Source organism: Mesorhizobium sp. WSM3626 (genome assembly GCF_000513935.1).
Classification (GTDB): domain Bacteria; phylum Pseudomonadota; class Alphaproteobacteria; order Rhizobiales; family Rhizobiaceae; genus Mesorhizobium; species Mesorhizobium salmacidum.
Genome location: NZ_AZUY01000055.1, coordinates 1 through 25,816, shown reverse-complemented (window position 1 = coordinate 25,816; position 25,816 = coordinate 1). Strand labels below are relative to the sequence as shown.

At 62.8% G+C, this 25,816-nt stretch carries 22 protein-coding genes; 6 read left to right on the top strand and 16 right to left on the bottom strand.

All coding sequences use genetic code 11. The features are described 5' to 3' along the window. Positions 1-16: 16 nt before the first annotated feature. A complete protein-coding gene (locus M653_RS0127175; protein WP_027146142.1) occupies positions 17-1,342 on the bottom strand; it encodes an FAD-binding oxidoreductase in 1,326 nt (441 codons plus the stop codon). A 224-nt stretch (positions 1,343-1,566) separates the two neighbouring features. On the opposite strand from M653_RS0127175, the gene M653_RS0127165 reads away from it, so the two are divergent. After that, positions 1,567-2,043 carry an Lrp/AsnC family transcriptional regulator gene (locus M653_RS0127165; RefSeq protein WP_027146141.1) on the top strand — a complete coding sequence of 159 codons (477 nt, stop codon included), beginning with the start codon at positions 1,567-1,569 and terminating at the stop codon, positions 2,041-2,043. Positions 2,044-2,089: 46 nt separating this feature from the next. On the opposite strand, the gene M653_RS0127160 is transcribed toward M653_RS0127165, so the two are convergent. Beyond that, complete coding sequence (locus tag M653_RS0127160) at positions 2,090-3,031, bottom strand: LysR substrate-binding domain-containing protein (RefSeq protein ID WP_027146140.1); 942 nt, start codon at positions 3,029-3,031, stop codon at positions 2,090-2,092. Between the two features lie 93 nt (positions 3,032-3,124). Between M653_RS0127160 and M653_RS0127155 the strand changes: the two genes are divergently transcribed. Further along, entirely contained in the window at positions 3,125-5,173 is a 2,049-nt protein-coding gene (locus M653_RS0127155; protein WP_027146139.1) for an NADH:flavin oxidoreductase, read from the top strand. Between the two features lie 63 nt (positions 5,174-5,236). Here the strand turns inward: M653_RS0127155 and M653_RS0127150 are convergent, their stop codons facing one another. From M653_RS0127150 to M653_RS1000000137430, 8 genes are all read right to left on the bottom strand, one after another. Then, positions 5,237-6,892 carry an ABC transporter ATP-binding protein gene (locus M653_RS0127150; RefSeq protein WP_027146138.1) on the bottom strand — a complete coding sequence of 552 codons (1,656 nt, stop codon included), beginning with the start codon at positions 6,890-6,892 and terminating at the stop codon, positions 5,237-5,239. Next, complete coding sequence (locus M653_RS0127145) at positions 6,889-7,740, bottom strand: ABC transporter permease (RefSeq protein ID WP_027146137.1); 852 nt, start codon at positions 7,738-7,740, stop codon at positions 6,889-6,891. Before M653_RS0127145 ends, M653_RS0127150 begins: the two co-directional genes overlap by 4 nt. After that, positions 7,737-8,687, bottom strand: a complete 951-nt coding sequence (locus tag M653_RS0127140; protein ID WP_027146136.1) for an ABC transporter permease — start codon at positions 8,685-8,687, stop codon at positions 7,737-7,739. Before M653_RS0127140 ends, M653_RS0127145 begins: the two co-directional genes overlap by 4 nt. 87 nt (positions 8,688-8,774) lie before the next feature. Continuing rightward, the gene (locus tag M653_RS0127135; RefSeq protein WP_027146135.1) at positions 8,775-10,385 is read right to left on the bottom strand and encodes an ABC transporter substrate-binding protein; all 1,611 of its coding nucleotides are present in this window, start codon (positions 10,383-10,385) and stop codon (positions 8,775-8,777) included. 66 nt (positions 10,386-10,451) lie between these two features. Continuing rightward, complete coding sequence (locus M653_RS0127130) at positions 10,452-11,174, bottom strand: HAD-IA family hydrolase (protein WP_027146134.1); 723 nt, start codon at positions 11,172-11,174, stop codon at positions 10,452-10,454. Positions 11,175-11,412: 238 nt separating this feature from the next. Continuing rightward, positions 11,413-12,786: an aspartate aminotransferase family protein gene (locus M653_RS0127125; protein ID WP_027146133.1), complete on the bottom strand. Its 1,374-nt coding sequence runs from the start codon at positions 12,784-12,786 to the stop codon at positions 11,413-11,415. Between the two features lie 126 nt (positions 12,787-12,912). Beyond that, positions 12,913-13,752 carry a GNAT family N-acetyltransferase gene (locus M653_RS0127115; protein WP_027146132.1) on the bottom strand — a complete coding sequence of 280 codons (840 nt, stop codon included), beginning with the start codon at positions 13,750-13,752 and terminating at the stop codon, positions 12,913-12,915. A 179-nt stretch (positions 13,753-13,931) separates the two neighbouring features. Then, on the bottom strand, positions 13,932-14,072 hold the full coding sequence (locus M653_RS1000000137430) for a hypothetical protein (protein ID WP_198028847.1): 141 nt from the start codon (positions 14,070-14,072) through the stop codon (positions 13,932-13,934). Here M653_RS1000000137430 and M653_RS0127105 point away from each other — a divergent pair. Both M653_RS0127105 and M653_RS0127100 read left to right on the top strand, forming a co-directional pair. Beyond that, positions 14,071-14,739 carry a haloacid dehalogenase type II gene (locus M653_RS0127105; RefSeq protein ID WP_027146131.1) on the top strand — a complete coding sequence of 223 codons (669 nt, stop codon included), beginning with the start codon at positions 14,071-14,073 and terminating at the stop codon, positions 14,737-14,739. The genes M653_RS1000000137430 and M653_RS0127105 overlap by 2 nt on opposite strands. Before the next feature lie 16 nt (positions 14,740-14,755). After that, positions 14,756-16,030: an FAD-binding oxidoreductase gene (locus M653_RS0127100; RefSeq protein ID WP_027146130.1), complete on the top strand. Its 1,275-nt coding sequence runs from the start codon at positions 14,756-14,758 to the stop codon at positions 16,028-16,030. A 27-nt stretch (positions 16,031-16,057) separates the two neighbouring features. On the opposite strand, the gene M653_RS0127095 is transcribed toward M653_RS0127100, so the two are convergent. The 6 genes from M653_RS0127095 to argE form a co-directional block, all read right to left on the bottom strand. Further along, positions 16,058-17,515: an NAD-dependent succinate-semialdehyde dehydrogenase gene (locus M653_RS0127095; protein WP_027146129.1), complete on the bottom strand. Its 1,458-nt coding sequence runs from the start codon at positions 17,513-17,515 to the stop codon at positions 16,058-16,060. A gap of 16 nt (positions 17,516-17,531) precedes the next feature. Continuing rightward, positions 17,532-18,575, bottom strand: coding sequence for a tartrate dehydrogenase (locus M653_RS0127090; RefSeq protein WP_027146128.1), 1,044 nt, complete (start codon positions 18,573-18,575; stop codon positions 17,532-17,534). 10 nt (positions 18,576-18,585) lie between these two features. Continuing rightward, positions 18,586-20,049 (bottom strand): aldehyde dehydrogenase family protein, encoded by a 1,464-nt coding sequence (locus M653_RS0127085; RefSeq protein WP_027146127.1) that lies wholly within the window; start codon positions 20,047-20,049, stop codon positions 18,586-18,588. Between the two features lie 147 nt (positions 20,050-20,196). Further along, positions 20,197-20,544, bottom strand: a complete 348-nt coding sequence (locus M653_RS0127080; RefSeq protein ID WP_027146126.1) for a cupin domain-containing protein — start codon at positions 20,542-20,544, stop codon at positions 20,197-20,199. 23 nt (positions 20,545-20,567) lie between these two features. Next, positions 20,568-21,491: a glyoxylate/hydroxypyruvate reductase A gene (locus tag M653_RS0127075; RefSeq protein ID WP_027146125.1), complete on the bottom strand. Its 924-nt coding sequence runs from the start codon at positions 21,489-21,491 to the stop codon at positions 20,568-20,570. A gap of 12 nt (positions 21,492-21,503) precedes the next feature. Beyond that, positions 21,504-22,628, bottom strand: a complete 1,125-nt coding sequence (gene argE, locus M653_RS0127070; protein ID WP_027146124.1) for an acetylornithine deacetylase — start codon at positions 22,626-22,628, stop codon at positions 21,504-21,506. 232 nt (positions 22,629-22,860) lie between these two features. Between argE and M653_RS0127065 the strand changes: the two genes are divergently transcribed. Both M653_RS0127065 and M653_RS1000000135110 read left to right on the top strand, forming a co-directional pair. After that, positions 22,861-23,763, top strand: coding sequence for a GNAT family N-acetyltransferase (locus M653_RS0127065; protein WP_027146123.1), 903 nt, complete (start codon positions 22,861-22,863; stop codon positions 23,761-23,763). A 604-nt stretch (positions 23,764-24,367) separates the two neighbouring features. Further along, on the top strand, positions 24,368-25,816 hold a 1,449-nt coding region (locus M653_RS1000000135110), incomplete at its 3' end, for a VCBS domain-containing protein (protein ID WP_027146122.1).

Here is a 25,816-nt window from a genome sequence, read left to right as displayed (position 1 = left end):
TACGGTTTCGTCGGACCTAGAAGTCGGCGACCTTACCCCATACCGAAGCGTCGAAGCGGCGCGGGTCATAGGATGTCGGATCGACGATCGGTTCCGACCCGGTCACCAGATCGGCAACGAGGTACCCGGCGCCTGGTCCGATGCCGAAGCCGTGCCCCGAAAACCCGGCGGCGAGGAAGAAACCCGGAACGCTATGGATCTCGCCGATGGCGGGCACGCCGTCCGGCGTGCTGTCGATGTAGCCGGCCCAGGCCGCGCTGATCCTGGTCTGGCGAAGTGCGGGCAGCAGCTCGAGCGCCCGGGCGTGGGTCAGCCGGATGGTGCCCTGATCCGGAACCGGATCGAGGATGCGCATCCGCTCCATCGGCGTCGGCCGGTCGAGCCGCCAGCGTTGCAGCGTTTCGTGGCCCGAACGCATGCCTTGCAACCCGCCAGGCCCGATGCTGCGCCAGCGCTTCAGGAACATGGGAAGGAACTGCGACGAGAAACGCAGTTGCTGCGGGGTCACGTCCGCGCGTCCGCGTCCGCTTATGGCGAGCGTATAGCCGCCGTCGCTGCGGCGCGTGGCCGAAATTTTTGCGGTGTGCAGCGCATCCGGCAGGCCGTCCGCACCCGGTGAGACCGACAGGATTGACGAGCGTACCGACGCCTGCGGGAAGCGGAAACCGAACTGGTGGCAAAATGAGGAGGCCCAGGCGCCACCGGCTATGACCGCGGCTTTGGTCCGGATCGTTCCACTTTCCATGACCACGCCGCTCAGTCGCCCGGCCTCGGTCTCGATACCGCGCGCCGCGCAATTCTGGTGGACGGTGCTGCCAAGCTTGAGGATGGCGCGGGCGACCGCGGGCGCCGCCCGCGACGGATCGGCGGTGCCGTCGGTCGGCGAGAAGACGCCGCCCCTCCAGCTCCGGCCGGTGGCACGGCCCCGCTCGGTGGCCTCGGCGCTGTCGAGCATGTGCGTGGTAACACCGGCGGTTCTGGCGAAATCACGCCAACGCGCCCAGCCGGCAAGTTCCGCCTCGTCATTGCTGAGATAAAGCAGCCCGCAGCGGCGAAAGCCGGTGTCTTCGCCGGTCTCCGCCGCAAAGCTGTCCCACAGGTCGAGGCTTCGGGTTGCCATCGGCAGCTCGCGGGCGTCGCGGTTCTGCTGGCGGCACCATCCCCAGTTTCTGCTGGACTGCTCGGCGCCGATGCGTCCCTTTTCAATAAGCGCGACCTTTAGGCCGCGCCGGGCCAGATAGTAGGCCGCGAAGACACCTACGATGCCTGCGCCGATCACCACCACATCAGCGGATTGCGGCAGTTCGCCAGACGTTTCGATTTGCTGCAGCGGCGCGCGCATGGTTCTCTCTGCCTTGAAGCGCCAATCTAGCGCGTTCCGCAGGCAGCCGCTGCTGCAGTTGTGGTCGGAGCAGAATTTTATTTCGGCAGTTGTGTTGAAATCGAAAGTCCGTGCGTTTCAAAGCGGCATCCGCTCGGATGGACAGCCCGGCGGGCTGTGGTAGTCTCGATGGTTACCAGCAAGGCAGCATTTTGTGCTGCGGCACTCTTCCTCGGAGACAACCCGTGAAACTGGATCGGATCGATATCAAGATTCTTCACGAACTGCAGAAGAACGGCCGCATCACTAACGTGGAATTGGCGGAAGTGGTGCATCTGTCGCCGAGCCCATGTCTGATGCGGGTCAAGAGACTGCAATCGGAAGGTTTTATCGAAGGCTATTCCGCGCAGATCAATATTGGCAAGCTCGGCCAGACATTGACCGTCTTCACCGAAATCACCTTGAAGAACCACCGCCAGGTGGACTTCGCCCGTTTTCTCGCCGTCGTGGACAAGATTGAGCAGGTCATCGAATGTCACCTTGTGTCGGGTGGCTACGACTACCTGATGAAATTCGTGACCTCCGGCATCGGCGAGTATCAGTCGATCATGGAGCGGCTCACCGACATGGATATCGGCATCGACAAGTATTTCAGCTTCGTCGTGCTGAAGTCTCCCATCGTCAAGGCACACATGCCGCTGCCCAGCCTGTTTCCGAGATAGTCGGCGTTAGCCGCGCCGCACGCTACGGCTGTCGCCCCGCAGCCCGCTACAAAATGTCCAGCCGCAGTATCGCGTGCAATGCTTTCAATTCGGCTTGCATCTCGGCGATCATCCAGGCGCTGATATCGGAGACGACAGGCCGTACCGGCTTTGAGCGCGGTGCAATCAGCTGATGAATTCGGCCCGTCTTGATCTGCCTGTCCGAGGCCGGAACAAGCGTTCCCTGAAGCAGCGCCCTTGAAACATTGCTGAGCCAGCCGAGCGCCACGCCTTCCCCGTTCATCGCTGCCTGAAGGACGACCGCGTAGTCCGAGAACTCGAGCCACCTCGCCTTGCTGGTCTTGCGGTCCGCTACACCGCCCCAGGCGTCCAGCCACTGCTCCTTGGCGTCTGTAAGATGAAGCAGGACGTGACCGTCCCCGGTTCCGGCATGTATCAACCGACCGTGGGCCGACAGATAGGATGGACTGCATACGGGAACGATGATTTCCGGCGAGAACGCCCAGCGGTGATACTGCGTATCGTCATCGGTCAGGATTCTCGTGGCAAGGTCTACATTCTCGGCAGGCCCTCGTAGAACGCCGGCGATCAATTCGAACCTCAGGTCCACATCAGGAAATCTGTTGTTGAACGCTCCTAATCTGGGAACAAACCAGTGTGTTGCCAGAGAACTCGAAAGGGAAAGCGTAACCAGCGGCTTTGCAGCGCGGTTCTGCCTGATCTCCCGGATCACCTGCGCGATGCCTTCAAATCCCTCCCGTACAGCCGAATAAAGGGCGCGCCCTTCCGGGGTCGCGGCCAATCCCGTTGGCTCCCGGGTGAACAGAGAGGCGCCAAAATCGGCTTCGAGCTGGGCGACGCTGCGGCTAACGGATGGTTGAGTGACGTTGAACTCTCGCGCGGCGGCCGTGAAGCTGCCCAGCCGGACAGCAGCCTCGAAAACGAGAAGTCCGCGCGCGGAAGGAACGAGTTTTGCAAAACCAGCCATACGTCCAGCGTATAGCTACCCCAACAATTTTCAAGCTTTCTGAAGTCCCGTAAAGGGCAGACTATAACTCTCAGGAATGGCACGGAGCAGGACGTGAACGTAGCGGCATCTCAAGCAGACAGCACATCCGGCGATCCTCTGCTTCAGCCGTTCCGGCTCAAGGGTCTGACGCTGCGCAACCGCGTCGTCAGCACCAGCCATGCCTCGATGCTGGACGAGGGCGGCCTGCCGCTCGAGCGCTACCAGCTCTACCATGAGGAGAAAGCGCGCGGCGGCCTGGCGATGACCATGGCAGGCGGCTCGGCGATGACCTCGCCCGACTCGAGCTGGGGCGGTGGTCAGCTGGATCTTTCGAGCGATCGCATCGTCCCCCATCTTCAGTCTCTGTCGCAGCGAATCCATCGACACGGCGCGGCCGTCATGTGCCAGGTCTCGCATCTTGGCAGGCGCGCCACCGCCTATGCCGGGAACTGGCTCCCGCCGGTGGCGCCGTCACGGGTTCGCGAGACGCGAAACCGGAATTTTCCGAAGGAGATGGACGCAGCCGATATCGACAGGATCGTCAAGGATTACGCAAGCGCCGCCAAGCGCTGCCGTGACGGTGGGCTGGACGGCATTGAGACCGTCACCGGCGGCCATCTCATCGGCCAATTCCTGTCGCGCAGAACCAACAGACGCATGGATGGATTTGGCGGCTCGCTCGAAAATCGCGCGCACTTCGGCCTAATGGTTCATGAGGCTATTCGCCAGGCGGTTGGCGACGATTTCGCGGTCGGCATTCGATTCGTCATCGACGAGGCGGTCGATGACGGATCGGATTTTGAGGAATGCCTCGCTTTCGCCCGGTTATTCGAGCGCGAAGGCCATATCGATTTCTTCAATTGCATCTTTGGCCGCATGGACACCGACCTGTCCCTGGCCGAGCAGAACATGCCCGGCATGTTCACCCGGAGCGCGCCTTTTCTGCCGCTGGTTGGGCAGTTCAAGCGAGAGACCCGACTGCCTGTCATCCATGCCGCCGCCATCAGGGATGTAGCCACGGCCAGGCATGCCATCCGCGAGAACCTTGTCGACCTGGTTGGCATGACGCGGGCGCATATCGCCGACCCGCATATCGTCAACAAGCTGATGCGGGGAGAAGAAGACCGCATTCGCCCATGCGTCGGCGCTTCCTACTGCCTCTATAAGAAGGTGCAGTGCGTTCACAATCCGGCCAGCGGCCATGAAACAATCATCAGCCATGCCATCGCCGGGGCCGAAACGCCGAAACGTGTGGTCGTGGTCGGCGGGGGGCCGGGTGGAATGGAAGCGGCAAGGGTCGCTGCCGAGCGTGGGCACAAAGTTTGCCTGCTTGAAGCCGGAGCGCGGCTCGGCGGGCAGGTGCTCGTTGCGGCCTCCGCCGTCGACCGCAAGAATCTCATAGGCATAGTCGATTGGCGCGTCGATGAACTCGCCCGCCTCGGCGTGGACGTCCGTCTCAACACCTATGCGGACGCGGAGATCGTCCTGGCCGAGAAGCCGGACGCGGTGATCGTTGCCACCGGCGGCGTTCCGGACATGGAATGGCTGGAGGGCGCCGAACATTGCGACAGCGTCTGGGATGTCTTGACCGGCGTCGTGCCGGCGAAGGACGATGTGCTCATCTACGACGAGACTGGACGCCAGGCCGCTATTTCCTGCGCCCTGCATCTTGCCCGCCTGGGGCGCGTGGTCAGCCTGGCCATAGCGGACGACACCGTGGCGATCGAGACACCTTATCCGGACAGGGTAAGTTTCCGCAAACTTGCCTCGGAACTCGGCATTCGGGTTGTCTGCGACATGCGACTGGTCAAGGCGGCGGGCCAAGACAACGGAATCGCCGCCAGCTTCCGGCATGAGCTCACCGGTGCGGAAACGGAAATGACGGCAGCCCAACTCATTGTCGAGCGCGGCACGGCGCCCATGGAAGATACCTACCAGGAATTGCGTGCGCGCTCCGCCAACAACGGCGTCACCGACATCGCACTCATGACGGGAACAAAGACAAAGGGTGGTCCCCACGCTGCTGGATCGTTCGTCTTGCACCGCATTGGAGACGCCGTTGCCAGCCGGGATATCTACTCGTCGATCTATGAAGCCTACCGGCTCTGCTCGCAATTGTAGAGCGGGTAAAAGCCGGCATGCTGGCTGGCCTCGATGCCGCTGCTCAGCCTGTTCCCGAAGTGGTCAGCGGTGGCCGTATTGGCTGACGAGGTCGGGATCACGGACAAGGCCATCGAGCCAGGTGGGATCGAGCTTCGGTACTGAGGAGAACAGCAGCTTGGAATAGGGATGGGTGGCTGCCTTCACCTTGTCGGGCGTGATCTGCTCCACCCGCTCGCCATTGTACATGACCATGATCTCGTCGCAGATGGCCTCGACGACCGAGAGGTCATGGCTGATGAAAATATAGGACAGCCCCAACTCGCGCTGCAGCTCCTTGAGAAGCTCGATCACCGCGGCCGCCACCACCGTATCGAGCGCCGAGGTGATTTCATCGCAGATGATCAGCTTGGGGTCGGCCGCCAGCGCGCGCGCGAAGTTCACACGCTGCTTCTGGCCGCCCGAGAGCTCCGATGGATGGCGGTAGCGCAACGCCTTGGGCAGGCGCACCATGTCAAGCAGTTGGTCAACGCGCTTCGACCGCGTCCGCCTGTCGAGCCCGTGATAGAAGACCAGCGGACGGGCGATAATGTCTTCCACCGGCTTGGCCGGATTGAGCGCGGTATCGGCGTACTGGAACACGATCTGCATCTCGCGCAGCTGGTCCTGGCTGCGTTTGCCCGCCGCGCGCTGCAGTTCCCTGCCATCGAAGACGATCTCTCCGGCGGCCGCCGGATGGATGCCGGCGATCACCCGCGCCAGCGTCGATTTTCCGCAGCCGGATTCGCCGATGATGCCGAGATTGCGCCCCTTCTCCACGGCCAGGCTGACGGAGTTGACGGCGCGGATGAGGGGCAGTCCGTCATCCCGAACCGCGCCGTAGCCGGCCGTCAAATTGTCGATGCGCAGCAGCTGTTTGGTTACCACATCCGCGTCCGCATGCGCTTGCCGCCGCTTCGGTTCGAACGCGGCCAACAGTTCGCGCGTGTAGGGATGCTGGGCAGCCGAAAGAATTTGAGCCGTGGTGCCGGTCTCCTGCACTTCGCCGCCCTTCAGCACAACGATATGGTCGGCGATCTGGGCGACGACCGCGAGGTCGTGCGAAACGTAGACACCCGCTATGCCGCCCGCCCGCATGACCGACTTGAACGCCTTCAGCACGTCGATTTGTGTCGTCACGTCGAGTGCCGTCGTCGGCTCATCGAAGATGACCAGCTTGGGATCACCGATGAGCGCCATGGCCGCCGACAGCCGCTGCAATTGTCCGCCTGAAACCTGATGTGGATAGCGGGCGCCGATCCCATCGGGATCCGGCAGCGACAAGGCCTTGAACAACTTGACCGCGCGCTTTCGAGCTTGTTCGGGAGGCATCAGTCTGTGGATCCGCGTAACCTCGATCACCTGCTCCATGATCGTGGACGAGGGGTTGAATGACGCGGCGGCACTTTGCGGAACATAGGCGATATCGGTGCCGCGTAGTTTGGCACGCTCCTTTTCGGAAAGTGCCGCCATGTTCTTGCCGTTGACGTTGATCTCGCCGCCGGTGATCCGGCAGCCTGGCCGGGCGTGCCCCATGAGCGAGAGCGCCACTGTCGTCTTGCCGGAGCCGCTCTCACCGATGAGGGCGACGATCTCGCCGTCGGCTATATCGAGGCTGACGCCCTTGATGATTTCGACAATTCGCCCGGCGTCGGTCGTCGCCTCGATCCTCAGGTTCCTGACCTCGACGAGATTGGTCATGCGTTCCGGTCCCTGATCTTCTTCGGCAAATTGTCGATCAGCAGGTTGACGCTGATGGTGAGGCTGGCGATCGCCAGCGAGGGCACGATGACGGCGGGCGCCGCGAAAGGCAGGCCGCCGATATTTTCACGCACCAGCGCGCCCCAGTCGGCGAGCGGCGGCTGCAGCCCAAGCCCTAGGAAGGACAGGCCGGAGAGCAACAGCACGATGAAGACGAAGCGCAGGCCGAAATCGGCCAGCACCGGGCGGATGATGTTGGGCAGGATCTCGGACCCGATGAGATAGATGGTGCTTTCGCCACGGACACGGGCGACGGTCATGAAGTCCATGGTGTTGATGTTGACGGCAAGCGCCCGCGCGAAGCGGTAGGCGCCGGGGGTGTAAATGACGGCGAGCGTCAGTATTAGCACCGGGATCGACGAGCCGACCGCGGCGACGACCACGAGGCCGAACAGTTTGCTGGGGATCGAGTTCATGGCGTCCAGGAAGCGGCTGAGGCAGGTGTCGAGCCAGCCGCCGGTGACGGCCGCGATCATGCCGAGCACGACACCGGAAAAGCAGGCGATGACGACGGCGGCGAGCGATATGCCAACGGTATAGCGGGCGCCCATCAGCACCCGCGAGAGCATGTCGCGGCCCAGATAGTCCGAGCCGAGCCAAAGTCCCTGGCGCATCGGGCCGAAATAATCGTCGTCGACGATGTCGCCGATCGAATGGGGAATGATGTAGGGCGCGAAGATGGCAATCAGCGTCCATGCCAGGATGACCAGCGCGGCGATCACGCCCACGAGATTGTAGTTGTGGCCCAGGAAGGACCGTCGGGAGGCTGCGACGCGTGCCACCATCATCTGAGCCTCGGGTTGGACATGATGGCGACGATGTCGGCGGCGGTGATGAGCAGGAGATAGCCGAGGCAGAAGATCATTGCGCAGCTCTGGATCAGCGGCAGGTCGCGGGTCGCGACCGCGTCCACCATCAGCTTGGCGATGCCGGGATAGTTGAAGATCGTCTCGACGATAATGACGCCGCCGACCAGGTAGGAAAGCGAGAGCGCGACTGCGTTGACGATCGGGCCTAGAGCGTTGGGAAGCGCGTGCCTCAGCACCATGCGGCTGCGCGAAGCACCCTTGAGAAGCGCCATCTCGACATAAGGCGTGGAGAGCGTTTCGATCACCGCGGCGCGGGTCATGCGGATCATCTGGGCGGAGATGACGAAGGTAAGCGTGATCACAGGCATCGCATAAATCCGCAAGAGGTCGGTCAGCGAATGCGCCTCGTTGACCGAGGACAACGCAGGTAGCCATCTGAGATATACGGCGAACAGCAGCACCGCGAGAGTCGCGACCATGAATTCCGGTACGGAGATGATGCCGATCGAAAGGATGGTGACGGTGCGGTCGTAGACGGAACCCCGCAGCATCGCGGCGGTGATGCCGAGCATCAGCGCCAGCGGCACCGAGAGCAGCGTGGTGATGCCTGCGAGCTCCATTGTGTTGAGCAGGCGTCCGCCAATCAGTGCCGCGACGGGCATATTGTTGGCGTAAGACGTGCCGAGGTCGCCGCGCAGCAGGCCCACGAGCCAGAGCAGGAAGCGCAGGATCGCCGGATCGTTGAGATGCATAGCCTCGCGTAGACCGGCGACCGCTTCGGGGGTCGCCGCCTGGCCGAGCAGGATCGACGCGGTGTCGCCAGGCAGCATGCTGGTGGCGAAGAAAACCGCGAACAGGACGATCAGAAGGGTGACGAGCGCGATCGCCAGCCGCTTCAACACGAGGTTTAGAACCCCAGACGTCATGGAAGCGCTCCCTGCGGTTGCATTCGGCCAACAATCTTGCGCGATGCGGCGCCGAGGACCGGCTGCCCGGCCCCCGACAAGCGCGTCTTAGGCTTCGAGCCAGAGGTGTTCCGCCATTGCGTAGCCCATCATGCCACCAAGCGGGTTCGCTTCCAAACCCTTCACCTTGCTGGAAAGGGCATCGACGTTGGAAATGTAGGCCGGGATGATGGTGCCGGCCTCCTCGGAGACCATGACCTGCATCTGGTTGTAGATCTCCTTGCGCTTGGCCTGGTCGAGCGAGCCACGCGCCTCGATCAGCAACTTGTCGAACTTCTCGGACTTGTACTGGCTTTCGTTCCAGGGCGCGTTCGAGGCGTAGAGGAGCGAGAACAGGATGTCCGGCGTCGGACGCGGATTGATGTTGCCGAAATGGACCGGCGCTTTGAGCCAGTAATTGTCCCAGTAGCCGTCTGCCGGGACGCGCTGGACGTCGAGCTTCATGCCGATGTCGGCGCCGGCGGCCTGGATGATGACAGCCATGTCGATCGACGAGGTCGCGGCGTCGGAGGCGATCACGGGGATGGACTGGCCAAGCAGGCCCGCCTTCTGGAAGTGGAACTTCGCCTTGTCTGGGTCGAAAGCTTTCGGCTTGAGGTCGGCATTGTGGAAGATATTCGCTGGCGAAACCGGCTGGTCGTTGCCGACTTCGCCGAGGCCGCGCAATGCCGATTTGACGATCTGCTCGCGGTTGACGAGATATTTCATGCCGGCCACGAAGTCGGCCTTGCTGCCCGGATCAGTGTCGAGGCGGATGTTGAGATCCGTGTAGTTGCCCGAAGTCGTCTTCGAGAGTTCAAAGCCCGGCTGGCCCCCGATGAGCTTCATGGCGCGCGGATTGATCGAGGCCGCGAAATTGATGTCCCCTGACAAAAGCGCATTGACGCGGGCACTGTCGTCGCTGATGGCAATGAATTCGAACGAGTCCAAATAGGGCTTGCCCGACTTCCAGTAGTTTTTGTTCTTGGTGACGACCGATCGCACGCCCGGTTCGAACGTCTGGAGAACGAAGGCGCCCGTGCCGTTGCCCTTGGAAAAGTCGGTGGTGCCATCCGCCACGATCATGAAGTGATGCAATGCCAGGATGGTCGGAAGGTCGGCATTCGGATCGGCGAGCGTGATTTCGACGGTCGATTTGTCGACCGCCTTGAAGCCGGTCATCTGCGCGGCGATCTTGGCGACCTTGGAGCCGACAGCTTTGTCGAGATGGCGCTTCAGCGAGAAGACCACGTCTTCGGCGGTAAGGTCCTTGCCGTCGTGGAAGGTGACGCCCTTTCGCAGCTTCACCGTCCAGGTCTTGGCGTCCTTGCTGTCGAAACTCTCGGCCAACTCCATCTGCGTCTTGCCATCCTTGTCGAGGAAGGTCAGGCGGTTATAGAGCGAGCAGCAGCGGACATAGTCGGTGGAGAGCGACGCCTTTGCCGGGTCGAGCGTGTCGGCGGTCGAGGACGACCAGCCGGCCGCCTTCAAATTTCCGCCGGAAACGGGCGTGGCGGCGACGGCTTGGGTCGCTCGGCCGAGCACCACGCTGCCCGCGGCAACAGCGGCGCCGCCGGCCAGCAGCATCTTGAGGAGTTCGCGGCGGTTCGCGCCCCGCCGAATGGCGCTTTCGACCATGGCATCGTCTGCGCTGGTCCAGTTGGTGATCTTGTCGGTCATGTCATTCCCCTTTCTGTTGGTTTCTCGGTCCGGATGCCCGTCTTGCTGCGAGCTTTCCGGCTTGGCTCAGGTTCGTTCTTTCAGGCTTTCCCGCACGGCCGCCGCCAAGGTGGCCATCGAGGTGAAGTGGTAGTCCGGCTTGGTGAAGCGTTCGGGCTCGATCGTGCCGCCATAGCCCTTCTGGGCGTGCCGGCGCTCGATCCAGCAATTGGTCATGCCAAGCGCCCGGGATATGCCGATGTCGTGGTGCTGGCTTTGCGCGACATGCAGGATGTCGTCCTTGCTGTCGCTGCGGGACGCCACGAAATCGAAAACTTTCTGGAAGAAGGCCGGGTCCGGTTTCTCGGTGCCTGTATCGTCGGCGGTGAAGGTGGCGAAGAAGGGCGATCCGAGCTGCTTCTCGAAATGCTCCAGCGCCCAGCGCCGGGCATTGGTCATGGCGATTAGCTTGTGCGACTTCGCAAGGTCGGCCAATGCCGCCGCGCTGTCGGGGAAGCCTTTCCAAACGATGGCTGAATCCCGCAGGCGGACACCATATTTCTCTTCGGCCGGCAGGCCGAGCCGCGGCGCGATGATCATGTAGACGCGCACGAGATCGTCCGGGAACGACCCCACCCCAGGCATGTAACGGGCCTGCCGATAGAGGGCCAGCGCCTCTTCGCCGTCGATCGAAACACCGGCCTCGGCGGCAATGCCAGCCAGGCAGGTCGTTATGCCGCCTTCGAAGTCGATCAGCGTGCCGACCACATCGAAGGTCATGTATTTGAATTCGCTAAAGCCCCTGGCCAAGACTGGCTCTCCTTTGCGCGCTGCCGAATTGCATGTGCTGAACAGAACAAAATTCCGTGCTGTCCGGGGCGTCGGCCGTTTCCGAAGGCCCGGAAAATCGGGCTTTCTGGCCTTGTCTTAATTGCAGTCTGGCACTTCCCCCGCGCTGGATTCGCCGAAAAGGCGCAAGTGCGCGGCACAAAATTGCGAAATCATCTGCCCCGGCGATATTTCGACACCCGACATATTTCGCGGCCTCTCATGCCAGAGCTTGGCGGACATCGGGATCGTCCAGCGTCTGGTCGAGAGTTCGGCGCGTGCGCTCGATGATCGCATCGATATCGCTGTCGGTACAGCACAGCGGCGGCGCATAGCCGAGGACCCCATGCGCGAAGGCACGGATGATGAGGCCATTGTCCCATGCCCTGTCGAAGACTCGCCGCGCCGGCATGGCCGACGCGGGAAGCGGTGTTTTCTTCTGCTTGTCGGTCACCAGTTCGACCGCTGCAAGCATGCCGCGGCCGCGCACCTCGCCGACGAGCGGATGGTCGCTCAGGCTGTTCAATCCCGCCATCAGGCGTGCGCCGGCCCTGATGCCGTTCTCCAAAAGCCCATTTTCATAGAGCCTCAACACTTCGAGCGCGACGGCGGCGCTGACGGGATGGGCGGAGTAGGTGTAGCCGTGGCCGACCGCCGAAGCGCCCGCGCCGTCGGCGATCACGTCGTAGACATGATCGGCCATGAACACCGCGCCCATCGGAACATAGCCCGAGGTCAGGCCCTTCGCCGTCGTCATGAAGTCGGGAACGATGTCCTCCTCCGTGCAGGCGAACAGGGGCCCGGTGCGGCCGAAGCCGGTGATCACCTCGTCGGCGATGAACAAGATGCCGTACTCCCGGCAAAGCTCGCGTATCGCCTTGATCCAGCCTTTCGGGGGGACGATGACACCGCCAGAGCCCTGGATCGGCTCGGCATAGAAGGCGGCGACCCGCTCCGGGCCGATCGCCTCGATCTTGGCCTTCAGCGCGCCAAGCGATGCGGCGATGATGGCGTCGCCGTCCTCGCCCACCGGGTTGCGGTAGGGATAGGGGGAAGGAATCCTGTGCTGCCATTCGAAGGGAATGCCGAAACCGGCGTGAAAAGCGGGCAGTGCAGTCAGGCCCGCGCCGACCACCGACGACCCGTGATAACCCTGCTCGACCGAAATGAACTGGTCGCGTTGCGGCTCGCCCCTGGCATTCCAGTAGTAGCGGACGAAACGGATCGTGCTGTCGACCGCGTCCGACCCACCAAGGGTGAAATAGACGTGGCTCAGATCCCCGGGCGCGCGCTCCGCCAGTTCCGAAGCAAGCCGGATGGCCGGCTCCGAACCCAGATCGAAATAGGCGGTGGCGTAGGGAAGCTCGCGCATCTGCCGGGCCGCGGCCTCGACGATGCTGTCATGGCCGTAGCCTGCGTTGACGCACCACAATCCTGCGAAACCATCGACGAGCTGCTTGCCGGACGCATCGGTCACGGTAGCACCCTTCGCAGATTTCAGCACGCGAACGCCGAGCGCCTCGTGGCCGCGATAAGACGAAACCGGATGAATAAGATGGGCGCGGTCGAGTTCGATCAGGAAATTGGCGAGCATTGATACCTCCGGCTAGAGCATGATGCCGAAAAGTGTGAAGCGGTTTTCGGACGACATCATGCTCTATCCCTTTGATTTAGAGCCGGATTCAGACTTCGGATCGACTCGATCCGAAATCATCCGGCTCTAGCCGAGTGCCTGGTTGGCGAGTGCGTAAACTTTTGGCCGTGCCCGTGCCGCGTCCGGCCTGGACGGACGGTCCATGGTCACGCCACCGCCGACATGGGCGAGGCCGATTTCCGTGAGCCAGTCGGCGATGCCGGTCCTGCTGTCGGTATCCACGCGCAGGAAGACACCGGGGCGCGACGCGGCGAAAAAGCTGATCAGGCCCTTGGCGTCCTCGACACTCCCGGCGATCACGGGGCCGATCACCTCGCCGCCTCCGAACGGGCGGATCGCCGCATAGGCCTCGATGGCGCCGTTGCGGCGGACGACGGCGAATTCCCCGCGCTCGGCGAGCGCATCGATCAGAGCTTCACGGTCCGCGCCATAGGCGTCGCGGTCCATCGCCTTGATTTCCGGCAGGTCGACAATGGCCGCGGTCTCCATCCCGGCAGGCGCATCAAGCTCCGCGACCTGGCCCTGATGCTGCAGGACCCTGCCGGAGGGCACAAAGCCCAGTTTCTCATAGAGAGGCATGCCGTCCCGCGTCGCGACAAGCCGCAATGGACGGTCTTTGGCAAGGGCGAAGGCCTTTTCCATCAGCCGGCGTCCCAGCCCCTTGCCTCGCACATTCCTGTCGACAATCACCATGTTGATCATGGCGCAATCATCGCCATAGGGCGTGACCAGGATGGTCCCGGTGACCTGGCCGTGGTCGTCGAGCGCGACCGCGCCGCTGGAGAGTTGCAACGCCATCTGCCAGTCCTGCGGACGATGCGGCCAATTCTCTTGGCGCGAAAGCGCGACGGCGCCCTCGATATGGTCCGGCCCGAACGCTCGGAGTTCGATCTCTTCCTGCTGCATGAGGCATCCTTCCGTCTGCCGTAAGTCTCGACCATCGGCGCGCCGCAGATCGTCTGAAGGCGCTGGCTTCGGCGGTATCATTCGCCGTAGCGTAAGCGGTGCGCCGCATCTTGTGCTGGCGCCGCCCGTGGCGGATGCGTTTCAGGTCAAGGAAGGCGGGCTCATTGACCGTCGGGATGCTACAGCGTGCCAAACCAGCAGGCGGATACGAAACTTTCTGCTTTCGGGAAGGCTATTTCGGTCAGGTGGCTCGCCGCCCGCCGGCCTATGATGAAATACATCCCAACGCGGAAGTGCTTCCACTGGAGATCGACGGACATGGCTTCTTTCAGGCCCAAATACATCACCTTCGACTGCTATGGCACGTTGACCTTCTTCCAGATGGCGGAAGCGGCGCGCGACCTCTATGGCAGTCGGCTCGACGAGCCGCGCATGCAGGAGTTCATCAAGAATTTCGCGGCATATCGGCTCGACGAGATCCTGGGCGACTGGAAGCCCTATGCTGACGTCGTCCACAATGCGCTCGAGCGCGCCTGCAAGCGCAATGGTGTTGTCTTCAATCCCGACGATGCCAAAATGGTCTATGAGCGTGTCCCGACCTGGGGACCGCATGCAGATGTTCCGGCGGGCCTGGCAAAGGTCGCCAAGGAAATTCCGCTGGTTATCCTCTCCAACGCCATGAACGCGCAGATCATGTCCAATGTTGAAAAGCTCGGCGCGCCCTTCCATGCTGTCTATACGGCCGAGCAGGCGCAGGCCTACAAGCCCCGCTTCAAGGCCTTCGAATACATGTTCGATAGGCTGGACTGCGGCCCGGAGGACATTCTTCACTGCTCGTCCTCGTTCCGCTACGACCTGATGTCGGCGCACGATCTCGGCATCAAGAACAAGGTCTGGGTCAACCGCGGTCACGAACCGGCCAACCCCTATTACGGCTATGTCGAGATATCGGACATTTCGGGCCTTCCAGGCGTGGTTGGTCTCTAAAACAGGCGGATTGCCGATGAAGCTGGTCTCCTACTGGCACGACACAGCCCCCGTATTTTCCGGCGCGGCGCAAGGCCCGGTCGAGGGGCACTACGATGCCGCCATCATCGGCGGCGGCTTCACCGGTCTCGCCGCGGCGCGCCAATTGGCGAAGGCCGGCGCCAAGGTGGCGGTGCTGGAAGCGGAGCGCGTGGGCTGGGGGGCATCCGGGCGCAATGGCGGGCATCTGAACAACGGGCTTGCCCATAGCTACCTCTCGGCCAAGGCGGAGCTCGGCAAGGAGCGCGCGATCGCGCTCTACCGGGCGCTGGACGACTCCGTCGACACGATCGAGGCGCTGGTAGCCGAGGAAGGCATCGACTGCAGTTTCCGCCGTGCCGGCAAGCTCAAGCTCGCCTCCAAGCCGCAGCATTTCGAAGCGATCGCCCGCAACTTCGAAGCCCTCCATGCCGAGGTGGATCCGGACACAGCGCTACTGTCGGTAGATGATCTGAAATCCGAGATCGGTTCGCCTTTCCATGGCGCGATGCTGTCGAAGAAGAGCGCCATGATGCATATGGGCCGCTATGTGGCCGGGCTGGCCACGGCGGCTGCCCGTCACGGCGCAATTATCCATGAGAACGCGGCGGTAACGGATCGCAAGCAGGTGGGAAAAAAGCATGAGTTGACCACGTCGCGTGGCCGCATCAGCGCCGACAACGTGCTGGTGGCGACCGGCGCCTATACCACGCCTAATTTCGGCTATTTCCGCCGCAGGATCATCTCCGTCGGCAGCTTCATTATCGCCACGCGGCCGTTGAGCGACACGGAGACCGCCGCGATCATGCCGGGCAACCGCACTTGCGTGACCTCGATGAACATCGGCAACTACTTCCGGCTTTCGCCCGACAATCGCCTGATCTTCGGCGGCCGCGCACGCTTCTCGGCCACATCGGACCAGCGCTCCGACGCCAGGAGCGGCCAGATATTGCAGGCAAGCCTGGCCACGATCTTCCCGGAGCTCGCCAGGGTCGAGATCGACTATTGCTGGGGCGGGCTGGTCGACATGACCAAGGACCGGTTCCCACGCGCCGGCTATCACGATGGAGTCTGGTACGCGATGGGCTATTCCGGCCACGGCGCGCAGCTTTCCACCCATCTCGGCATGGTCCTGGCCGATGCCATGCTCGGCCGCGACGACCGCAATCCGCTGAAAGGGCTCGAGTGGCCTGCCATCCCCGGCTATTCCGGCAAGCCCTGGTTCCTGCCGATGGTCGGACTCTACTACAAGGCGCTCGACCGGTTTCAGTGACCCTTTCGGCTAAGCCTAGCTTCAGCCTCAGCTGAGCCCGCCCATGTGAAAACTCTTCATCTCGAGGTATTCCTCGATGCCGGCCTGCGCCCCCTCGCGCCCAAGACCGGACTGTTTGACACCGCCGAAAGGCGCCACCTCCATCGAGACCGAGCCGGTGTTGAGGCCAACCATGCCGAACTCCAGCGCTTCGCCGACGCGCCAGGCGCGTTTCAAATTTTCAGTGTAGAAGTAAGAGGCAAGCCCGTAAGGCGTGCCGTTGGCGAGAGCGATCGCTTCTTCTTCCGTTTCGAAGCGGAAAAGCGGTGCGACCGGGCCGAATGTCTCCTCGTCGGCAAGCTGCATCTCGTTCGTGGCGCCGGTCAGCACCAGCGGCGCGACATATTGCAGGCCCTCCGGCAAAGCCGGCTTCTGCGTGATGATCTCGGCACCTTTGGCGAGCGCGTCCTCGACGTGGCGGTTGATCTTCTCGACCGCCGCCATGTTGATCATCGGCCCGATCGCGACGCCGGGCTGCGTGCCGGGGCCCACCGTCATGGCGTTGACACGGGCGGTGAGCTTCGCGGCGAAGATTTCGTAGACTCGGGCTTGCACAAGGATGCGGTTGGCGCAGACGCAGGTCTGGCCGCCATTGCGGAATTTCGAGACGAGCGCGCCCTCGATGGCAAGGTCGAGGTCGGCATCGTCGAAAACGATGAAGGGTGCGTTGCCACCGAGTTCTAGACTCAAGCGCTTCACGCTGTCGGCCGCGCCGCGCATCAGCAGCGAACCAACCCGCGTCGAGCCGGTGAAGGATATCTTGCGCACCGTCTCGTTCGCCATGATCTCGTTGCCGATCTCGGCCGGCATGCCGGTGACGATGTTGATGACGCCGGCGGGTATGCCCGCCCGTTCGGCGAGCACGCCGAGCGCCAGCGCCGAATAGGGCGTGAACTCGGATGGCTTGATGACCACCGTGCAGCCGGCGGCCAGCGCCGGCGCGACCTTGCGGGTGATCATCGCGTTGGGAAAGTTCCATGGCGTGATGATGCCGCAAACGCCTACCGGTTCCTTCAGGACGATGATGCGGCGGTCTGATGTGGGCGAGGGGATGGTGTGGCCGTTGATGCGGCGCGCTTCCTCGGCAAACCATTTGACGAAGGATGCGCCGTAGCGGATCTCGCCCTTGGCCTCGTCCAGGGGCTTGCCTTGTTCCGTCGTCAGGATCAGCGCCAGATCGTCAAGATGCGCCAGCATCAGGCCATGCCATGCTTCCAGGAGCGCCGCGCGTTCGGCGTTGGTCTTCTTCCTCCAATCTCCATAGGCGGAAGCGGCGGCCTCTATCGCCGCACGGGTCTCCGTACCGGCCATGTCGGGTACCGTGCCGATCGCCGACTGGGTCGCTGGGTCGAGCACATCGACCGTTTTGCCGGAGCCGGCAGTGACCCATCTACCGCCGATCAGACCGGCTTCGCGAAAGAGAGTTTTGTCCTTCAGGTTTTTCATCGAAAATGCCTTGCAATCAGGTGAGTGCTGCGATGACGGCCGCTGTGATGGCTTCCGTCCTGTCCTTCCCGGGGGTGGTTCCAACGCCGCGCGCGGTTGTCGCTTCGACCGCCTTCATGACGCGGCCGGCCGCAGCCGTTTCGCCGAGATGTTCGAGCATCATCGCGCCGGACCATATGGTGGCGATCGGGTTGGCGATGCCCAGATGCGCGATGTCGGGCGCGGAGCCGTGCACCGGCTCGAACATGGACGGCGCCGAGCGGTCGGGGTTGATGTTGGCGGAGGCGGCGTAGCCGAGCCCGCCCTGGATCGCCGCGCCGATGTCGGTGAGGATGTCGCCGAACAGGTTGGAGGCGACGACCACGTCGAGGCTCTCCGGCGCCATGATCATGCGCGCGGCCAGCGCGTCGACATGATAGCTGGTCACAGCGATGTCAGAGTACTCCGCAGCCAGCTTTCGCGTGATCTCGTCCCAGAACACCATCGAGTATTTCTGCGCATTGGACTTGGTCACGGAGGCCAGCTTGCCGCGCCGTGTCCGCGCCTGCTCGAAACCGAAGCGCAGAATGCGCTCGACGCCGGCGCGGGTGAAGATCGAGGTCTCCACGGCGACCTCGTCCAGAGTGCCTTGATGCACACGCCCGCCGGCGCCCGAATACTCGCCTTCCGTGTTCTCGCGAATGCACAATATGTCGAAACTCTCGGCCCGCAGCGGCCCCGTCACACCCGGCAGCAGGCGGTGCGGCCGGATGTTGGCGTATTGCACGAATGCCTTGCGAATCGGCAGCAACAGGCCGTGGAGCGAGACGGAATCTGGCACCTCCGCCGGCCAGCCGACCGCGCCGAGAAGGATGGCGTCGAAGCCACGCAGGGTCTCGATGCCGTCTTCGGGCATCATGCGGCCGGTGTCCTTGTAGAACTTGCAGGACCAGGGAAAATCGGTTCCGGCCAAGGTAAAGCCGGCATATTTGGCCGCCGTCTGAAGCACGGACCAGGCGGCCCCGGTCACGTCGCGGCCGATGCCGTCACCGGGGATCAGGGCGATCGAATAGGACTTCATCGGCATCTCTCTAGAGGCTGATCAGGACGCTCTTGGTCCTGCGATTGGCAAGATAGGCCTCGCGGCCGAGGTCCTTGCCGATGCCGGAACGCTTGTAGCCGCCGGTCGGCAGGATATGGTCGCGCGAGCGGCTGTAACGGTTGACCCAGACGGTGCCCGCCTCAAGCTTGCGCGCGAAGCGGATGGTGCGGGACAGGTCGGAGGTGAACAGGCCGGAAGCCAGCCCGTAGGTCGAATGGCTGGACAGCGCCAGCGCCTCCTCCTCGGTCTCGAAGGTCTGCACCGTCAGGACCGGGCCGAAGATTTCCTCGACAATTGCAGGATTGGACTGGTCGACACCTGTAATCAGCGTCGGCTCGTAGAAATAGCCGGCGTGATCCATGGCATGGCCGCCAGTGAGGCATTCGCCGCCTGCCTCAACCGCGGCCCGCACGATGCCATCGATACGCGCCCGCTGCCCTTCGGAGATGATGGGGGAGTACTGTGTCGTCGCGTCCCAGGTCGGGCCGGGCCGCACCGCCTTCATCTTTCCCAGGATAGCGGCCGTCAGTCTTTCGGCGACGCTTTTCTCGACGATAAGGCGCGTGCCGGCCACGCAGGCCTGGCCCGCGTTGAAGGTGACGCTGCCGGCGATGGCCGTCGCCGCCTTGTCCAGATCGGCATCGGCAAAGACGATCTGCGGGCTCTTGCCACCGAGTTCCAGCGTCATCGGCTTGACGCCGGTGCGGGCGACATTCTCCATGATGGCCGATCCGGCGCAAGTCGAGCCGGTGAAGGAGACCTTGGCGATCTCGGGATGGCCGGTCAGCGCCGTGCCGGTCGTCGGACCGTCTCCCAGCACGACGTTTATGAGCCCTGCGGGCAGGCCAGCTCTAACGGCGAGTTGCGCCATATAGACTGCCGAAAAGGACGTCATTTCCGACGGCTTCAGCAGGACCGCGTTGCCCGCGGCCAATGCCGGACCGAGCTTCCATCCAGCCATCGAGATCGGAAAATTCCAGGGCGTGATCGCGCCGACCACGCCATAGGGCTCGCTCATGATCATGCCGAGACTGCCGTCGTCGGTCGGCGCCAAATCGCCGCCTTCCTTGTCGGCGAATTCGGCAAAGAAACGGATCTGCTCGGCGGTAATGGCGATGTCGCCCGCTACAAGCTGGCCGACGGGCCGCGTCGAGGACAGCGCCTCGATCCTGGCCAGCGTTGCCGCTTCCGCTTCGATCAGATCGGCCCAGGCCTGGAGTGCCTTGGTGCGCTCGCGTGGCCGGACGCCGCCCCAGTTGCTGGCCTTCAGCGCAGCCTTGGCGCTCTCCACCGCACGATCGACCATGTCTATGCCGGCCACGGGACAGGCAACATATGATTTGCCGTCCGACGGGCGGCGCATCCCGATTCCGCCCTCAGCCGGAATCAACTCCCCGCCGATTAAATGGCCGACGGGAAGGGGGATTGTATCGGGATCGAAGCTCAGGCTCATCGACAACCACTCTACGGCATCGGCAGGAGCCTAGCGCGTGCCGGCACGCAGCATGCGCTGTTCGGCGTTCCGCCACCGACGAATGTTGTGTGCTGAGTGAGGGGGACGGCAAAATCTTCCGCGGGCCAGCACCTCGCTCGGATCCTGTCATCCCACGGTCACGTAGATCTTGCGCACCGTTTCGATCGTTTTCCAAATACCGGTGAAGCCAGGCTTCATCACGAAGCTGTCGCCGGCGCGGTAGGTCATCGTCACGCCGGCATCGGGCGTGATTTCGATCACGCCGGAGAGGATGTGGCAGAACTCGAATGTCTCGCCCTTGATTGAGCGCGTCTCGCCTGGGGTCGCTTCCCAGACGCCTGTATGGATGTCTCTGGTGACGTCCTGCGCCCAGGTCTTGAAGGCAGGGTCGCCGGCAATCAGCCGCTCACGCAATGCCTTGGATTCGCGCGGCGAAAAGCTTGGGTCGGTATCGACGGTCTTGAGCAGGGACAAAGGATGGCCTTTCTGGTTGGACTTCAATAACCGCGCGACCGGTCGACAAGCCCGATCGGCTGGAGACCGGAGCGGTGGCGACAGATATTGTCGATGACGGCCCGTGCGGCGGTCGCGGGCTGGGTGACGCTGGCGACATGCGGGGTGAGGATGATCTTCGGATGCGACCAGAACGGATGGCCCGTGGGCAGCGGTTCGGGATCGGTCACATCAATCATCGCTGCGGAGAGGTGGTTGCTGTCGAGCGCGGCGACGAGCGCTTCGTGGTCGAGCTGCGGCCCCCGACCCGTGTGAATGAGCGCCGCGCCTTGGGGCAGTTTCGCGAACAGGTTGGCATCGAGGAAGCCGCGGGTCTCCTCGGTCAGTGGCAGCAGGCAGATCAAAATGTCGCTGGCCGCGAGCATCTCGTTCAGCCCGGGCTCGCCATGATGACAGGTCACGCCCTCGATCCGCCGCGGCGAGCGGCTCCAGCCGGCGAGCGGAAACCCGAACGGTTTCAGTCGGTCGAGGACGGCCTGGCCGAGCTGCCCGAGGCCGAGCACGCCGATCCGACGCGACCCGGCCTGCAGCTGTGGGATGTCGCGCCAGTCGCCGGCGCGCTGCTGCGCCAGATATCCGGGGAGGTTGCGATGCAGGGCGAGGACGGCCAGCGTCACATACTCCTGCATCATGCGCACAATGCCTTCCTCGATCGTACGCACGATCTTCACCTGTTCAGGCACTGTATCGAGGCGGAACTGGTCCACGCCGGCGCCAATGGAAAACAGGATCTCCAGGTTCCTGTAGCGTGCGAGGTCTTCTGGCGCGGTCCAGGTAATGAAATAGCGCACGGCGTCGGGATCGACCGTTGCGGCATCCATAGTGAAGGGGACGTCCGGGAGTTCTTTGGCGAAGGCATCGGCGAAGACCGCCCCACGCCGCGCATCGGAATTGAACAGGAATGTCATTCCGGTGCTCTTTCAAGACGTGCAGCGCGTGCCCAGCGCTTCGATCATGCGCCGGCAGGCGGTGAGTTCGCTGGCGAGAATATATTCGTCCGGCTTGTGGGCGCGGCCGATATCACCAGGGCCGCAGATGATGGCATCCAACCCGGCTGCCTGGTAGAGCCCGGCCTCCGTGCCGTAGCTGACCGCGGCAAGCGGCGCTTCGCCGGTCAGTCTGCTCAGCAGCGTCGCAAGGGCTGCGCCCTGCGGCAGCGACAGCGCTGGATAGACGCTCATCGGTGTCCACTCGACAAGATACCCTCGGGCGGCAAGGGCCTCGGCCCGCGCCTTGACCCGCGTAAGCAGGCTAATGGGATCAACGCCGGGGATGGCGCGCGCCTCCAGGTCCAGCGTGCAACTGTCGGGGATGATGTTGACCGACTGTCCGCCCGCGATCACGCCAGCCTGCAGCGAGGAATAGGACGGCTGGAAGGCAGGGTTGAACGGACCGTGTGTCAGCCGCTCGGCTTCACTCACGGCGGCGCCCAGCACTTCGGACATCGCATGGATGGCGTTGAGCCCGAGGTCCGGCCGTGAGGAATGGCCTACACGTCCCTTGACGGTGAAGCGGGCGGCCGCCTTGCCCTTGTGGCCGAGCACGGCGCGCATGCCGCTCGGCTCGCCGACGATGACGCCGAGCGGCTTTGCGCAAAGGTGGGAAAGCCGGGCGATGAGATGCGGCACACCGCGGCATCCTACCTCCTCGTCGTAGGAGAAGGCGAGGTGGATCGGTCTAGTCAGGCGCTGGCCCGCTATATGAGGTACAGCCGCGAGCGCCGCGGCAAGAAACCCCTTCATGTCCGTGGTGCCGCGTCCGTAAAGGCGTTCGCCGTCCCGGCGCAGCGTAAAAGGAGCAGAGGTCCATTGCGGCTCGCCAGCGGGAACGACGTCCATGTGGCCAGACAAAATGTAGCCCGGGACGTCGGCGGGGCCGATCGTTGCGAAAAGATTGGTGCGGTCGCCTTCCGGTCCTGGGAGCAGGGTAACCTTCGCTCCTTTTTCCGCGAGATAGGCCTCGATCCAGCCTGCGATGTCATCGTTTGGCTTGCCGGCGACCGATGGAAAGCCGACGAGACGGTCAAGGATACCGAAGACGTCCATTCCTGCCCTCAAAACATTTGGGTGCGCCGGATTGGTGCCGTCGACCATAAGCTGCAACAATTCGAAGGAGGATGTGCGCCTTCTTTCGCGATTGCGTGCCGAAAGCGGAAGTGTTTCAGTTGAATCTTGCGTTGGTGCGCGGCTTTCTAGCAAATCGTATCGATGGTTTGTTTTAGCGTTGGCAGGAGCATGGGTGGCCTGTGTGTCACTCGTTACGCGGTCTTTCAGAGGCATGGAATTGAAGCCGTCCGGAAGCTTGAAAATCGATGCCTTCTCGATGCGGATCGGCGACATCGAAGGCGTCGAACTCGACCGGTTGCACGCGCACTCTCTATCCGTGGGATGGCCGCATCGCGCCGAGGACTGGCAATTCCTGCGCGAATCGGGACGGGGGTTCGTTGCGCTCGACGAGATCGGCCGGGTGCTCGGCTCGGCCATGTGGTTCCCGCATGGCGACGATTTCGCGACCGTAGGGATGGTCATCACCTCGCCGCGGCTGCAGACGCTGGGAGCCGGCCAGTGGCTGATGAAGCGGGTCTTCGACAACGTGGTCGGGCGCGACTTGCGCCTCAATGCGACCCGGGCGGCAAAGCGGCTCTACCTTTCGCTCGACTTCAAGCCGGAGAAGACCGTCTATCACTGCCATGGGATCGCCCGCGCCGCCACGGCGGCTGGAATAGACAGGGAGTGTGGCGAGGTGCGTCGGCTGGTGGCCGAGCACTTGCCGGCGATCATCGCGCTCGATGCGGTCGGTTTCGGAGTGCATAGAGCGGCACTAGTCGAAAAGCTGTTCGAACAATCTGTTGGCTACGGGCTCTTCGGCGAGGGCGCGCTCAAGGCCTTCGCTCTCTGCCGGCCCTTCGGCCGCGGCCATGTCATCGGTCCGGTCCTAGCCGAGCGAGATACCGATGCCATCGCAGTGGTCCGGCCGCACATCGCCGATCATTCGGGCAGTTTCCTCCGGGTGGACACGCATATGGGAAGCGGCGAATTCGCCGCCTTTCTGGCGCACAGCGGAATGCCGGTCTTCGACACGGTATTGACCATGTCGATGGGCAAACGCCTCGCCGATTTTGCGGCCGACGGTGCAGCTACACCGGTAACCTATGCTCTGGCCAGTCAAACTCTCGGATAGGTCAGCCGAGGATGCGGACGGGCTCCGCACCATCCGCTAACCGGAAAAAGGTGTCCAGGGCGGGCATTTCACCTCGAACAGGACCGCGTTCAGCCCGGCGCCGCGTAAGAAGCCGGATAAGGCCCTCCCGCATCGATCCGGATACCACCGGCACCGCGTCAGGCTGCAATCGACATAGCCGCCCCATGCGTGATCGATTGTTGAGGGAAGGCTACTTCCGCGGCCGAGGCTTTGCTTCAATATTTAACTATTAACTGTTTTGCAACTGCGACGTTGACGTGTCCAGCCTGATAGGGTTAATAATCTCCTAATATAAGCATCGTCTAAAATCTCTTGATCGGAAACCGACGTTTAGACGATGCAATTGGGTAGGGAGACGTAGCGCAGCGACCAACGTCGTCGCAGCCGCCATCAAGCGATCATCATCCGCAAGCTCCAGCCGGCTCTTCTTGTCCGGCAGGCTCGCTGATGATGCACTGCACTTCACTTCCAACCCAGTTGTGCGCCTATCTTTGGGATCGATGCTCGGACAGAGCGTGGTCGAACAAGACTAGCAACAAACAGGCGTAGGGGCGTCTGTCACAGAAAAACAGGGGGTTGAAAAATGGCTACTCAGGTCACCGGTGCCGGCGGTACCGCGACGTCGTTCTCCAATACACCGCAGGCGCAGGACGACACGTTCGCCAGCAACACGACAGGGCTCACCGAGGATATTCTCCAAACCGTCTTCCTGAGTGTGATGGCCAACGATCTCGGCGGGAACGCCAAGACCCTCTGGTCAATCGACAATGGCATCAACAATACAGGCGCGATGGGTGGATACATCGCCGGTGATTTGCTGACACAAGACTTGGCACGGATTGAAGCCGCCAACTCCGAGACGAGTTACAACGGCGCGAAGATCTGGATAACGTCCGATGGACGCGTGGGATATGACGCGACTACCTTGTCAGCGGCTTTCAAGGCGCAGTTACAGGGCTTAAGTGCAGGCCAGTACCTAACCGACAGCTTCATCTACTCGATCCGGCTCGGTAATGGCACGCTCAGCTGGGCGACCGCGACGGTACAATTCGCCGGCACCAACGACGCCGCGGTGATTTCCGGGGTGGTTACGGGTTCAGTGATCGAGGCCGGCGGCGTGGGCAACGCCATTGCCGGGACGCCGACGGCGAGCGGCACGCTGACGGACACCGACGTCGACAACACGCCCAATACGTTCCAGGCGGTCGCTGCCGGAGCCGTCAGCGATCATAGCTACGGCACCTACCAAATGACCACCGGTGGTGTCTGGACCTTTACGCTCAACAATAGCAATGCGACGGTGCAGGGGCTCAACGCCGGCCAGCACCTCACCGAGACTTTTACCGTGCACACGCAAGATGGCACGGCCCAGGTGGTGACGATTGACATCACCGGCAAGAATGACGCCGCCGTGGTTTCGGGCGCCATTGGTGGCACGGTTGTGGAAGCCGGCGGTGCTATCAACGGTGTCCCGACCGTGAGCGGTACGCTCACGGATACCGACGTCGACAATCCAGCGAATACGTTCCAGGCGGTTGCTGCAGGCGGGGCAACGGACCACGGCTACGGCACCTTTGCGATGACCGCTGCTGGCAATTGGACCTACACGCTCGACAACACCAATATTGCAGTCCAGGAGCTCAATGCAGGCGATCATTTGACCGACACATTCACGGTTCTAACCGCAGACGGGACAGCACAGGTAGTAACAATCACTATCAACGGTATTACTGACAATGCGACGGTCAACCTGAGCGCCTCGACGGTCGCCGAGGGGGCGGCCGCCAACTACGTGTTCACGGCGACGCTGTCNGACGCCTCGCAGGGCGTCACCANGATCACCACCGACCAGGGCATCATCACCATCGCCGACGGCCAGACCGTTGGCACGCTGACGATCGCCTCGGGCAATGGCGAGGACGTCTACAACGACGCCTCGCACCTGACGGCCACCATCACCGCCACCTCGGGCGGCAACTTCGAACACCTGGTGGTCGGCACCGGCACGGCGACGGCCAACGTCACCGACACC

Bases quoted from the DNA above. Each gene is read 5' to 3' on its own strand.
- M653_RS0127175 (WP_027146142.1), bottom strand. From the start codon at position 1,342: ATGCGCGCGCCGCTGCAGCAAATCGAAACGTCTGGCGAACTGCCGCAA.
- M653_RS0127160 (WP_027146140.1), bottom strand. From the start codon at position 3,031: ATGGCTGGTTTTGCAAAACTCGTTCCTTCCGCGCGCGGACTTCTCGTT.
- M653_RS0127150 (WP_027146138.1), bottom strand. From the start codon at position 6,892: ATGACCAATCTCGTCGAGGTCAGGAACCTGAGGATCGAGGCGACGACC.
- M653_RS0127145 (WP_027146137.1), bottom strand. From the start codon at position 7,740: ATGATGGTGGCACGCGTCGCAGCCTCCCGACGGTCCTTCCTGGGCCAC.
- M653_RS0127140 (WP_027146136.1), bottom strand. From the start codon at position 8,687: ATGACGTCTGGGGTTCTAAACCTCGTGTTGAAGCGGCTGGCGATCGCG.
- M653_RS0127135 (WP_027146135.1), bottom strand. From the start codon at position 10,385: ATGACCGACAAGATCACCAACTGGACCAGCGCAGACGATGCCATGGTC.
- M653_RS0127125 (WP_027146133.1), bottom strand. From the start codon at position 12,786: ATGCTCGCCAATTTCCTGATCGAACTCGACCGCGCCCATCTTATTCAT.
- M653_RS0127115 (WP_027146132.1), bottom strand. From the start codon at position 13,752: ATGCAGCAGGAAGAGATCGAACTCCGAGCGTTCGGGCCGGACCATATC.
- M653_RS0127105 (WP_027146131.1), top strand. From the start codon at position 14,071: ATGGCTTCTTTCAGGCCCAAATACATCACCTTCGACTGCTATGGCACG.
- M653_RS1000000137430 (WP_198028847.1), bottom strand. From the start codon at position 14,072: ATGTCCGTCGATCTCCAGTGGAAGCACTTCCGCGTTGGGATGTATTTC.
- M653_RS0127100 (WP_027146130.1), top strand. From the start codon at position 14,756: ATGAAGCTGGTCTCCTACTGGCACGACACAGCCCCCGTATTTTCCGGC.
- M653_RS0127095 (WP_027146129.1), bottom strand. From the start codon at position 17,515: ATGAAAAACCTGAAGGACAAAACTCTCTTTCGCGAAGCCGGTCTGATC.
- M653_RS0127090 (WP_027146128.1), bottom strand. From the start codon at position 18,575: ATGAAGTCCTATTCGATCGCCCTGATCCCCGGTGACGGCATCGGCCGC.
- M653_RS0127085 (WP_027146127.1), bottom strand. From the start codon at position 20,049: ATGAGCCTGAGCTTCGATCCCGATACAATCCCCCTTCCCGTCGGCCAT.
- M653_RS0127075 (WP_027146125.1), bottom strand. From the start codon at position 21,491: ATGACATTCCTGTTCAATTCCGATGCGCGGCGTGGGGCGGTCTTCGCC.
- argE (WP_027146124.1), bottom strand. From the start codon at position 22,628: ATGGACGTCTTCGGTATCCTTGACCGTCTCGTCGGCTTTCCATCGGTC.
- M653_RS0127065 (WP_027146123.1), top strand. From the start codon at position 22,861: ATGGAATTGAAGCCGTCCGGAAGCTTGAAAATCGATGCCTTCTCGATG.